At 71.0% G+C, this 11,726-nt stretch carries 9 protein-coding genes and 2 pseudogenes; 7 read left to right on the top strand and 4 right to left on the bottom strand.

What is annotated here, in order from left to right; translation table 11 throughout:
* The 3 genes and pseudogenes from ACYVL2_RS18045 to ACYVL2_RS18035 form a co-directional block, all read right to left on the bottom strand.
* Positions 1-271 (bottom strand): annotated as a pseudogene (locus ACYVL2_RS18045) (hypothetical protein); the annotation flags it as partial.
* A gap of 28 nt (positions 272-299) precedes the next feature.
* The gene (locus ACYVL2_RS18040) at positions 300-1,073 is read right to left on the bottom strand and encodes a hypothetical protein (protein WP_460545894.1); all 774 of its coding nucleotides are present in this window, start codon (positions 1,071-1,073) and stop codon (positions 300-302) included.
* A gap of 14 nt (positions 1,074-1,087) precedes the next feature.
* Entirely contained in the window at positions 1,088-1,354 is a 267-nt protein-coding gene (locus ACYVL2_RS18035) for a hypothetical protein (protein WP_460545892.1), read from the bottom strand.
* 182 nt (positions 1,355-1,536) lie between these two features.
* On the opposite strand from ACYVL2_RS18035, the gene ACYVL2_RS18030 reads away from it, so the two are divergent.
* The 3 genes and pseudogenes from ACYVL2_RS18030 to ACYVL2_RS18020 all read left to right on the top strand — a co-directional run.
* The gene (locus ACYVL2_RS18030; protein WP_460545900.1) at positions 1,537-2,856 is read left to right on the top strand and encodes a PhoH family protein; all 1,320 of its coding nucleotides are present in this window, start codon (positions 1,537-1,539) and stop codon (positions 2,854-2,856) included.
* Positions 2,857-2,926: 70 nt separating this feature from the next.
* Positions 2,927-3,610, top strand: a complete 684-nt coding sequence (locus tag ACYVL2_RS18025; protein WP_460545890.1) for a lysozyme family protein — start codon at positions 2,927-2,929, stop codon at positions 3,608-3,610.
* 57 nt (positions 3,611-3,667) lie between these two features.
* Positions 3,668-3,988 (top strand): annotated as a pseudogene (locus ACYVL2_RS18020) (DUF2784 domain-containing protein); the annotation flags it as partial.
* Positions 3,989-4,035: 47 nt separating this feature from the next.
* Here ACYVL2_RS18020 and ACYVL2_RS18015 read toward each other — a convergent pair.
* Positions 4,036-4,632, bottom strand: coding sequence for a DUF998 domain-containing protein (locus tag ACYVL2_RS18015; protein ID WP_460545898.1), 597 nt, complete (start codon positions 4,630-4,632; stop codon positions 4,036-4,038).
* A 254-nt stretch (positions 4,633-4,886) separates the two neighbouring features.
* Between ACYVL2_RS18015 and ACYVL2_RS18010 the strand changes: the two genes are divergently transcribed.
* From ACYVL2_RS18010 to ACYVL2_RS17995, 4 genes are all read left to right on the top strand, one after another.
* Complete coding sequence (locus ACYVL2_RS18010; RefSeq protein ID WP_460545888.1) at positions 4,887-6,653, top strand: thioredoxin domain-containing protein; 1,767 nt, start codon at positions 4,887-4,889, stop codon at positions 6,651-6,653.
* Between the two features lie 478 nt (positions 6,654-7,131).
* The gene (locus ACYVL2_RS18005; protein WP_460545886.1) at positions 7,132-8,820 is read left to right on the top strand and encodes an ABC transporter ATP-binding protein; all 1,689 of its coding nucleotides are present in this window, start codon (positions 7,132-7,134) and stop codon (positions 8,818-8,820) included.
* Positions 8,817-10,571, top strand: coding sequence for an ABC transporter ATP-binding protein (locus ACYVL2_RS18000; protein ID WP_460545884.1), 1,755 nt, complete (start codon positions 8,817-8,819; stop codon positions 10,569-10,571). Before ACYVL2_RS18005 ends, ACYVL2_RS18000 begins: the two co-directional genes overlap by 4 nt.
* A 139-nt stretch (positions 10,572-10,710) precedes the next feature.
* Complete coding sequence (locus ACYVL2_RS17995; protein WP_460545882.1) at positions 10,711-11,682, top strand: RNA polymerase subunit sigma-70; 972 nt, start codon at positions 10,711-10,713, stop codon at positions 11,680-11,682.
* Positions 11,683-11,726 lie beyond the last annotated feature (44 nt).

Here is an 11,726-nt window from a genome sequence, read left to right as displayed (position 1 = left end):
CGGGCGCGGCCGCCTCGACGGCCTCGGCCACGGCGCAGGAAGTGCCTTCGAGGGCGGCCTCGCGGCGGGCCTGGAGGGTCGCGGTCATGCGCCGGTGAATGGCGGTGAGTCTGCCGCGACGCCGCCCGGCGCGTTCGATCCGCTCGCGGGCGCGGGCGCGGACGGTCTCGGCTTCGGCGGCGGCGCGTTCGGCGAGCAGGCGCGCTTCGCCGCGGGCGGCGTCGAGGTCGTCGGCGAGGGCGGCTACGAGGCGCCGCTGCCAGCTGCTCATGGTCGTCCTTTCCACTCGGTCTCAGCGCTCATGTGCGGGCCTGCCGGGCGCGGCGGGGCAGCCGGTGGAGGGCGGCGACCAGGGCCGGCCCGATCGCGGCGGTCGCGGCCGCGTCGGCGCGGTCGGCGCCGGTACCGGTGAGGGTGCACGCGGCGGCCAGGGCGGTGTCGAGGTGGTCGTTCTCGGCGCCGGGGACGAGGGCGCGGACGGCGTCGGCGGTGCGTCCGCGCAGGACCGGCACGTCGCGGGCGGCGGGGGTGCGGCCCAGGTGCTCGGAGGCGAGGCTGCGGACCAGCGGCCAGGCCAGGGCGGCGAGTTTGACGCCGGTCTCGGGGCCGGCGTCGCGCAGGCGCCGATGGTAGGCGGCCGGGTCGGCTCCGGCGGCGTCGCGCAGCAGGTCGTTGAACAGCCTGGTGGGGGCGGGGCGGTCGGGCCGGGCGGCGCCGGTGCGGCGGCACAGCGCGTTGATCCGGTCGGTCCACCACTGGTCGGGGTGGACCGGCGCGGGCGCGGCCGTCACCGGCCGGGCCGGGCCCGGGCCGCCGTGGGCCCGGCCGGCGCCGATGGCGTCGAGGTAGTCGTCGACGGCGCCTGCGGCTGCGGCGAGGCCGGCGCGGGCCCGGGCGAGCCGGATCCGGGCGTGGCCGAACAGGTCGCGCCCGATCTCGGCGTTCGATTCGCGCCCGGCCTCCTCGAGGCCGGCCGCGGCGCGCTCGAGGTGGGCATCGGCGGTGTCGACGGCGGACGCGGGCAGGTCGGCGGCGAGGGCGCGGAGGCGTCCGGCGAGGGCGGCGACGTCCACGGCGGTCTCCGTTCTCAGAGGGTCGCCGCGTAGGCTTCGGCCCGCTCGGCGGCGGCGAAGGTCGCGGCGAGGGACTGATCGAGCTGTGAGGAGGCCTGCGCGAGGGCGGCATGGGCGGTGGTGACCGCCTCGTGGCCGGAACCGGCGGTGACCGCGCCGAGGGTGCGGCCGGCGGTCTCGACGTGGTCTCTGGCGGCGGTGATGGCGGCCTGGCCGTCGCGGACCTGCTGGAGGGCGGCGGCGATGGCCGTCTTGAGTTCGGCGACGCTCACGGTGGACACGATGTTCATTCTCACCGAGCGCATGCCCACATTCCGTGGTAGAACGATTACTCGGCGTGTCTGCTTTGTCGGATTCCCGACGCTCCGGTGACATGCAGTCACCGTTTCAACGCATTTAACGGTAGCGAAGTGACACACATCCCAACTACAGTGTGAGTACCAACGGGGCCAGGCCCCCACACATCGACATCCGGGAGGCGACCGTGCTGGAACAGCGCACCTACGTCCTCGATACCTCGGTCCTACTATCGGACCCAGGAGCGTTCTCACGGTTCGACGAACACCACGTGGTCATACCGCTCGTCGTCGTCGGCGAACTCGAAGCCAAGCGGCACCATCCCGAACTCGGCTGGTTCGCCCGCGAATGCCTCAGACGCCTCGACGAACTCCGCATCAAACACGGACGCCTCGACCAGCCCATCCCCATCGGCGACGCCGGCGGCACCTTCCGAGTCGAACTCAACCACGTCGACACCTCCGGCCTCCCGGCCGGCTTCGCCGTCGACTCCAACGACTCCCGCATCCTCGCCGTCGCCAACAACCTCGCCGACGAACACGCCGAATCCGGCCACGCCGGCACCGTACTGGTCACCAAGGACGTACCGCTGCGCGTCAAAGCCGCCACCATCGGCGTCCCCACCGAGGAATACCGACACGGCCAAGCCGTCGACCCCACCTGGTCGGGCATGAGCGAACTGGCCGTCGCCGACGAAGAACTCGACGGCCTCTACAACGGCGACGGACTCGACCTCCCGCCTGAAGTGGACCTGCCCTGCCACACCGGCCTCGTCCTCACCGGCGCCGGCGCCTCCGCACTCGGACGCGTCACCGCCGACAAACGCATCAAACTCGTTCGCGGCCGCGACGCCTTCGGCATCCACGGCCGCTCCGCCGAACAACGCGTCGCACTCGACCTGCTCCTCGACCCCGAGGTCGGCATCGTCTCCCTCGGCGGCAAGGCCGGCACCGGCAAATCGGCGCTGGCCCTGTGCGCGGGACTCGAGCAGGTCCTCGAACGCGAAGTCCACAAACGAGTCATCGTGTTCCGGCCGCTGTACGCCGTCGGCGGCCAGCAGCTCGGCTACCTGCCCGGCACCGAGGGCGAGAAGATGAGCCCGTGGGCGCAGGCCGTGTTCGACACCCTCGGAGCGGTCACCAACGACAACGTCGTCGACGAGGTCCTCGAACGGGGCATGCTCGAAGTCCTGCCGCTCACCCACATCCGCGGACGCAGCCTCCACGACGCGTTCGTCATCGTCGACGAGGCACAGTCGCTCGAACGCGGCGTCCTGCTGACGGTGCTCTCCCGCATCGGACAGGGCTCGAAGGTCGTGCTCACCCACGATGTCGCTCAACGCGACAACCTGCGGGTCGGGCGCCACGACGGCATCGCCTCCGTCATCGAAGCCCTCAAAGGACACCCACTGTTCGCGCACGTCACCCTCACCCGCAGTGAACGTTCCGAGATCGCGGAGATGGTCACCAACCTGCTCGAGGGCTGACCGGCCGACTCTGGCATGCTGTGTCGCGGGTGCGCCTCGAACGCGCGCCCGCGACACAGGAGCCTGAGAGATGATCCCACTGCTGACCCGGTACGGCTCGAAACTCGCTGCCGTACTCGTCCTCGCACTCGGAGCGGTCATCGCCGTCAATGCCGCCACCGACGACCCCGCCGAACTCGACGCGCAGCACCCCAGCCAGGCCGCCGCCGAACAGCAGGCCGAAGCCGAAGCCGCCTACGAAGAGGCGCGCACCATGCACGTCAACTACATCGCCGCGACCGCTGGCGCCGACGTCACCACCAAAGCCGAAGCCGTCGCCGCCTACGCCGTCGACAAGGCCGACGGCCTCAACGACGCCGAGGAAGCCGCCCGGCAGGCCGCCGAAGAGGCCGCCGAGCTGGCCGCGATGAACACCAACCCCACCTCCGTCGACATCCCCTCCAGCTGCGACGAGTTCTCCGGCAACCGCGCCACCGGCTGCGCCATCAACCTCGAATGGGGCTTCGACCTCGAACAGTTCGGCTGCCTCGAAGCGCTCTGGACCCGAGAATCCGGCTGGAACGAATACGCCGCCAACTCCATCGGCGCCTACGGCATCCCCCAGGCCCTCCCCGGCTCCAAGATGTCCACCGAAGGCGACGACTGGGAGACCAACCCGGTCACCCAGATCAGATGGGGACTGGGCTATATCGAAGGCCGATACGGCACACCCTGCTCGGCGTGGGAGCATTCGGAGCGTGTCGGCTGGTACTGAGCTCCCGCGGCTGCGACAATTGAAGGGAGCCCGAATCCGCACCCACGGAGGTGCCAGGTGATCTACCGCATCCTCGCCGACGCCGCCATGGTCGTCCACTTCCTGTTCGTCGCCTACGTCGTCCTCGGCGGCTTCCTCGCCTGGCGTTACCCCAAAGCCTGGTTCCCGCACGCCGCCGTCGCCCTCTACGGCCTCATCATCACCGTCTACAGCATCGTCTGCCCCCTCACGCCACTCGAAGACCGCTGGCGGCGCCGCGCCGGCCAGTCCGGGCTCGAACCGACCGGATTCATCGACACCTACATCGAAGGCGTCATCTACCCCGGCCAATACGCCGACGAGGTCCGCTGGGCCGCCGCGGCCGTCATCGCCGTCTCCTGGATCGGCGCCCTGGCACTCCACCTGCGGCGGCGCCGGCGCCGCCGTCAAAGCACCGGCGCCGGCTCGGACCGGACCGGCCGCTCCGACGGCACCGATACGTCCCGGCGCAGCCACAAGCCCAACACCGCCAACGCCACCAGCTCCGAACCGACCGTCAACCGCTGGTTCAGCCCCACCGCGGCCGTCCACCCCGGCGCCTGGGCCCCCGCGAACTCCAGCACATAAGGCACCGCGGTCACCGACAACGCCGCCAGCGCCGACCAACCGCACACCGCCGCCACCGTCCCGCACCACGACACCCCGCCCAGCCACCGACCGAACCCGATCCCCAGACCCGCCATCACACAGAACGCCGCGAACGCCGCATACCGGTGCACGAAATGCACCACCGAGAAATCCGACGCCGACGGCGGATCGGTCGGAAACAGCGCCACCAGCAGCAGACACCCGCTCCACGCGAACAACAGCACCGCCACCCAGCCCGGCGCCCGCGACGCCCGCGCCACCAGACCGAACGCGCCACCTCCCACCGCGAACAACCCCAGCGACACCGGCAGCAGCCACCCCAACGGCGAATACAACGTCACGCTGATGACATCGAACGCCGGATCCAGACCCGACGTGGCATGCAAGACCACCATCGCGACCAGACCCAGCCCGACCCCGCCGAACCCGACCACCGACAACCGCCGCAGCACACTATCCCTGTCACGCAGGGGCGCAAACAAAACCATGCAGCAAGCCTCGCCGCCGCCGCGCGATGCCGCATTGACGCGAGCACCCCACTTCACCGTCCGGCAGACCCCCGCCCCCCGGTACCGCCAGCGGTACCCGACCCCGACACCCGCCTCGCCGACCCCGCTCCCCGGCCGGCGCCATGTGACAGGCTGGAAGGATGAACGAGCTCGCCGACGCCCTCTCGCCGTACCTGCGACAGCACGCCGACAACCCGGTGGCCTGGCGGCAATGGGGCCCCGCGGCACTGGCCGACGCCGAACACCGCGACGTCCCCCTGCTCATCAGCATCGGCTACTCGACCTGCCACTGGTGCCACGTCATGGCCCACGAATCCTTCGAAGACCACACCGTCGCCGCCGCCATGAACGACCGGTTCACCCCCGTCAAAGTCGACCGCGAGGAACGCCCCGACCTCGACGCCGTCTACATGCAGGCCACCATGGCCATCACCGGCCAAGGCGGCTGGCCCATGACCGTCTTCGCCTTCCCCGACGGCACCCCCTTCTTCGCCGGCACCTACTTCCCCAAACCCCACTTCCTGCGACTCCTCGACGCCGTCCACACCGCCTGGACCGACCAACGCGACGAACTGCGCCACCAAGGCGCCGCCGTCGTACAGGCCGGCGCGCGAAGCGGCCCGGCGTTCGCCGACATCACCGTCGCCTGCCCCCTCGACGGCCCCTGCCCACCGGCCCCGCCGATCCGCACCGAGGCCCTCGACGCCGCCGCCACCGCACTGCTCCAAGCCGCCGACCCCGTCAACGGCGGCTTCGGCACCGCACCCAAATTCCCCAGCGTCCCCACCCTCCGCTTCCTGTGCGACCACTACGTCCGCACCGGCGACCAGGCCGCGCTCGACCACGTCACCCGCACCGCCGAACACATGGCACGAGGCGGCATCTACGACCAACTCGAAGGCGGCTTCGCCCGCTACAGCGTCGACGAGGCCTGGACCGTGCCCCACTTCGAAAAGATGCTCTACGACAACGCCGAGCTGCTGTGGCTCTACTCGCGACTCTCAGGCGAACAGACCCTGTTCGCCCGCGTCGCCGACGAAACGGCCGCCTTCATCCTCGAACACTTCTCCACCCCCGAAGGCGGCTTCGCCGCGGCATTCGACGCCGACACCGACGGCGAAGAAGGCCTCACCTACGTCTGGACCTACGACGAACTCACCGACACCCTCGGCGACGACGCGGCCTGGGCCGCCGAAGCGTTCGGCATCGACCCGGCCCGACCCAACTTCGAACACGGCGCCAACGTCCTGCTGCTCCCCCGCGACCCCGACGACGACGCCAGACTCGCGGCCGTACGACACCGGCTCCTGGCCGCCCGCAGGCAACGACCCCAACCGGCCCGCGACGACAAGATCGTGGCCGCCTGGAACGGCCTGGCGATCGCGGCGCTGGCGGAGTACAGCGCCCGCACCGGGCACCGCGATTCGCTCCTGGCGGCCGAACGCGCCGCCGAAGCGCTCGCCCGGGTCCACCTGAACGAGGACGGCCGCCTCGCACGAGCGTCGCTTGGCGGCTCGGCCTCGGAGGCGCCGGGCATCCTCGAGGACTACGCGGCGGTGGCGCTGGGCTTCCTGCGGCTGGGCGGCGAATGGACCGACCGCGCCACGACGCTGCTGCAGCAGATCCGCGACCACTTCAGCGACGGCGAAGGCGGCTTCTACGACACCGCGGCCGACGCCGAGGCCCTGGTAACCCGCCCGGCGGACGTGCACGACGGCCCCACCGCCTCCGGCTGGGCACTGGCGGCGGCGGCGCTGTTGGAAGCCTGGCGGGCGACCGGCGAGGAGACCTATAAGGACGACGCCTGGCGTGCGATCGCCAGGGCCGAACCGGCGATGAGCGCCAACCCGAGATTCACGGCCGGACTCCACGCCGCGGCCGAGGCGCTGGTGCGAGCACAGCAGTAACCGAACGCCAAGGCACGTTATCCACAAGCGCTCCGCCCCCAAGACACCGACCTTGACCTGCGCAGAAACATCCAGAACCCAAATTCGGTCGGAAGTTGTCCACAGGCGTGGAAAGTTTTGTTGCACTGTCCGTTCGGCAACGGCGATGATCGTTGAAAAAACCGATTGAGGCTTGATTCGCCTCTGCAGGCCGGCGGTGCAAGTGGGGTCCGCGGACACCGCCACGAAGTCCGCGCGCGGGCCGCCCCCGCGCGCGGCGCCTGCAGAGGCCCGCGGGAAAGAGAGGGTCGGTCGGCTTGATCGCGACAAGCCGACCGACCCTCCCACACCCGACCAAATCCCGCAACTCCTGATGCCGCACGAAGAGACGACGCTGGCCCGCCCCACGCCGGGACGATCACCTGGGCCCAGATCACAGGAGGCCTCGTCGGAAAAACGCATTGCCGCCCGATGAGGGCCGCGCATACGTTTAAGAGTTGTGAAGCCCAACCCGCTGCGGCCCTCCCCGCCTCCCCCGTCAGCGATCCCCACCACTCCATGGCGGTACCTGTGGCGAGTCGCCCGCGCCCAGACCGCCTGGGTCGCGCTCGGGTTCCTGTCATTGAGCATCTCGGGCACCGCCTGGATCCTGCTGCCGTGGGTGATCTCCAAAGTCGTCGACGACGTGCTCGTGGCCGGAACGACCGAACGGCTCCTGCCGTGGTCGATCGCCCTGATAGTCACCGCGATCGCCAGCTCGTGGATCTTCGTGGCGGGGTACCGGTTCCTGTTCATGGCCGAGTCGCACTCCAGGGTGAACACCGTCGAGGAGCTCACCGACCACCTCAACACCGCCGGAACGGGCGTGCGCGGGGCGATCTCGCCCGGTGAGATGGTCAACCTCTCCACTGAGGATGCGCATAAGACCGGGTCGTTCATCTTCCAGCTGGGGTTCGGGTGGATGGGCCTGGTCATGCTCGGGGTCGGTACCGGGGTGCTGTGGAACATCGATCCCACGCTCGGGGCCGTGGCCGCGCTCGGAGTGTTCGTCATCGGGTTCCTGGTGGGGCCGACGCTCAGCCGCCTCCAGCATCACCAGATCGCGTACCGGGCGAGCGTCGCGACCTTGACCAGCCAGGCAGCCGATGTGGTCGGCGGCCTTCGGGTGCTTCGCGGTGTCGGCGGGGAGGCCCAGTTCTCGGATCGATATCGGACGGCTTCGACGGGGCTGCGAGATGCGGGCTACCGCGTCGCCACCGCCGACTCGTGGGTGCAGGCCCTGCGCGCCAGCCTGCCGCTGGCGCTGATCGCGGCCGTCACGTGGGTGGGGGCGCGGCAGGCACTGGATGGGGCAATTTCGATCGGCGAGCTGTCGGCGGCCTTCGGCATGACCGCGCTCCTGGCTCAGCACGCCGGTTCGCTGATCGGGTTGGCCCAGTCGTTCATCACCGCGCGGGTCTCCGCCCGGCGGCTCACCGCGTTCTTCAAGACCTCGAACGACATCGAGGTCTCCGGGGAGCGGCGCGGGGCCGGCGGGGCGCTCCGGGACCCGGAGACGGGGCTGGTGGTGGAGCCGGGGATGCTGACCGTGGTGGTGAGCGCCGAGGGGAAGCCCGCAGCGGCCGCGTTCGAGCGGCTCGCCCGCTTCTGCGACTCGCAGGCCCAGTGGGGTTCGGTTCCGCTCGCCGAAGTCGATCTCGAAGAGGTGCGTGAGCGCATCCTCCTGCTGCGGGACGACTACCTGTTCGCGCAGAGTCTCGCCGAGACGCTCAGGGTCGATGCCGCGGCGGCGCTGCGCGCCATCGAGGTCGCGTGCGCCCAAGACGTCTACAGCAGCCTCGGGTCGGATCTGGACGCCGAGATCACCAACGGCGGGCGGAATCTGTCCGGGGGCCAGCGCCAGCGGCTCCGTCTGGCGCGGGCGCTGGCGGCCGGGGCCGAGTATCTCCTGGCGGTGGAGCCGACGTCGGCGGTGGACGCTCACACCGAGTCGCTCATCGCCGAGCGGGTGGCCGCGGCCCGCGGCGGGCGCACGACGGCGGTGGTGACCGCATCGCCGCTGTGGCTGGCCCGCGCCGACCGGGTCGTCTGGATGGTGGACGGGAAGGTCCGCGCCTCGGGGACCCATGCCGAACTCGCGTGTGTGAGCGAATACCGCAGTCTTACGTCTCGACAGGAGTCCCGATGAGCGTGCAGAGCCCGGCCGGTTCGAGGCTGCCGATCGCCGACCGTGCCGACATGATGCGAGCGGTGGGGCGGCTGGTCTTGGACGACAAGGCCGCTTTCGCCGCGGTGCTGGCGCTGTACATCGCCGCGGCGGGCGCGGGCGCGGCGCTGCCGGTGATGCTCGGTGAGGTCATCGACGGCATCGGGACGGGCTGGACGGCTTCCCGGGTGGATCTGGTCTGCGGTGCGATCGTCGGCTGCGTGGTCGCGCAGTTGGTGCTCATGCGTGCCGGGCGTCGCCTGGGTTACCGGCTCGGGGAGCGGGCCGCGGCGCGGCTGCGGGAGTCGTTCATCGATCGGGTGCTGGGGTTGCCGCTCGGTGTCGTGGAGCGGGCCGGCACCGGTGATCTGGCGACCCGAACGTCCGGCGACGTGGGGGCGGTTGCGGAGCTGCTGCGCAAGACCGGCCCGGAGGTCGCGGTGGCCGCGATCGAGGTCGTGGTGATCACGGTCGCGGCGTTCGTGGTGAACCCGAAGCTGGGGTTGCTGTTTCTGATCGGTTCGCCGGCGCTGGTGATCGCCGGCCGCCGCTACATGCGGCTGGCGAGCCCGGTGTTCTTGACCGAGCGGGCTGCGATGAGCGAGATCGCCGAGACCCTCACCGCGTCGGCGGCCGGGGCGCAGACGGTGGCGGCGTATCGGCTTCAGGGCGAGCGCCGGGCGGCGGGCCGGGAGCGGGCCGCGACGCATTTGGGCCGGTTGAAGGGCATCGTGCGGTTGCAGACGTGGTTCTTCCCGGCCACCGACCTGTCGTTCCTGACTCCGGCGGTGGTGGTCACGATCGTCGGCGGTCTGTGGCATCTGGACGGCGGCGTGTCGGTCGGTGAGGTCGTGGCGGTGGCCATGTTGGCGTTGCGTCTGGACGGGCCGGTGTTCCGGTCGATGATGTCGCTCAGCGAGTTCCAGATGGGCGGGGCGGCACTGGCCCGTGTAGAGGGCGTGCATCTCATGCCGGGTGATGAGCGGGACGCCTCGCCGAAGGGCGCCGAGGTGCGGCTGGACGAGGTGCGGTTCGGTTACGGGGACGGCCCGGACGTGCTGCACGGCCTGAGCCTGCATCCGCGTCCGGGTGAGCGTCTGGTCGTCGTGGGGCCGTCGGGGGCGGGGAAGTCGACGATCGCGCGACTGATCGCGGGGATCGACCGTCCGCGGTCGGGTTCGGTGACGCTCGGCGGGGTACCGGTGGCCGATATCGGTCTCGAGGCGTTGCGGCGCAGGGTGATTCTGGTGACGCAGGAGCACTATGTGTTCTCGGCGACGTTGCGGGAGAACTTGCGGCTGGCGGCGCCCGACGCCGCCGATGAGGACCTGGTCGCGGCGCTGGCGATGGTCGACGCCCGGTGGGCGGCGGATCTGCCGGAAGGGCTGGACACGATGCTCGGCGAGGAGCATCTCGAGCTGGATTTGGCCGAGGCGCAGCAGTTGGCGCTGGCGCGGGTCATTCTGGCCGATCCGGAGGTGGTGATCCTCGACGAGGCGACCGCGGGCATCGATCCGGGGAGCGCGGGCAATGTGGAGGCTTCGCTGGCGGCGGCGCTGCGGGGGAGGACGGTCATCGCGATCGCGCACCAGTTGCAGGCGGCCGAGGCGGCGGACCGGATCGCGGTGGTGCGGGACGGCCGTGTCGCCGAGGAGGGCTCGCATGCCGAGCTGCTGGCGGCCGGCGGGGCGTACGCGGGCCTGTGGTGGGCGTGGAAGGGCGTGGCCGCCTAGGGCGGATTCGGTCCGAAGCGCCGCATCTATGGCGATGATCGGGCCTACTCTGGCACGATCGTCGACTCGGTTCGGGCCGAACCGCAGCCGGGTCGACGCTGAAGTCGCCGCCGGCGTGGACCATGGCTCTGGAGGACGTATGGACCCGACGAACGGCAGGGCCGTCGCGGTCGAGGAGCTCGAATCGCTCCGCGCGCCGCTGACGCGCTACTGCTACCGCCTGCTGGGATCGGCCGCGGACACCGACGACGCGGTGCAGGAGACGCTCGTCCGCGCGGTCCGCAATGCCGACCGCTACGACCCTGCCCGCGCCCGGCTGACCACCTGGGTCCACCGGATCGCCACGAACGTCTGCATCGACATGCTCCGCGGCGCCCGGCGCCGGGCCCTCGCGTTCGACTTCGGTCCGGCCGCCGAGGGCGGCGATCTCGGCGCGCCGCTGCCGCCCGAGCGGTTCATCGACCCGATGCCCGACCGGCGCCTGTTCGGCGCGGCGGACCCCGGCGAGGTCGTCCAGGAGCGGGAGACGGTCCGTCTGGCGTTCGTCGCCATGCTGCAGAGGCTTACGCCCCGTCAGCGCGCGGCCCTGGTGCTGCGTGAGATCCTCTCGTTCTCGGCGCGGGAGACCGCCGAGATCCTCGATACCACGGTCGCGTCGGTCAACAGCTCGCTGCAGCGCGCCCGTGTCGCGCTCGAGTCCGATCGTCCCGAGCCGGCCGACGTCTTCGATCCGGCTGATGCCGGTCAGCGGGAGTTGCTGCGGCGATACGTCGCGGCCTTCGAGTCGCACGACGTGGCGGCCCTTACCGCGCTGCTGCGTGAGGATGCGGCGACCTCGATGCCGCCGTTCGCCTGGTGGGTCCGCGGCGGTGCGCGGATCGCGGCGCTGATGGGTGACGGCGAGGCGTGCGCTGGGGCCCGGCTGGTCCCGACCGCGGTCAACGGCTCGGCCGGTTTCGGGCAGTACCGGCCGGGCCGCGAGGGCCACCTGGTTCCGTTCGCGGTCGTCCTGGTCGAGCTGCGGGGCGGGCGGGTGTCCGAGACCGTCACCTTCCTCGGCTCGGGCGAGCGGTTCGCGGAATTCGGGCTTCCGGATCGCCTGGAGCGATGAGTCCGCGCCGGTCCGGTCGTACAAGTGGTGAAGCGTGACCGAAC

The organism is Glycomyces halotolerans, from assembly GCF_054779575.1.
Note: the sequence above shows the minus strand (reverse complement) of the source record. Positions and strands in the feature narration are given on the sequence as shown.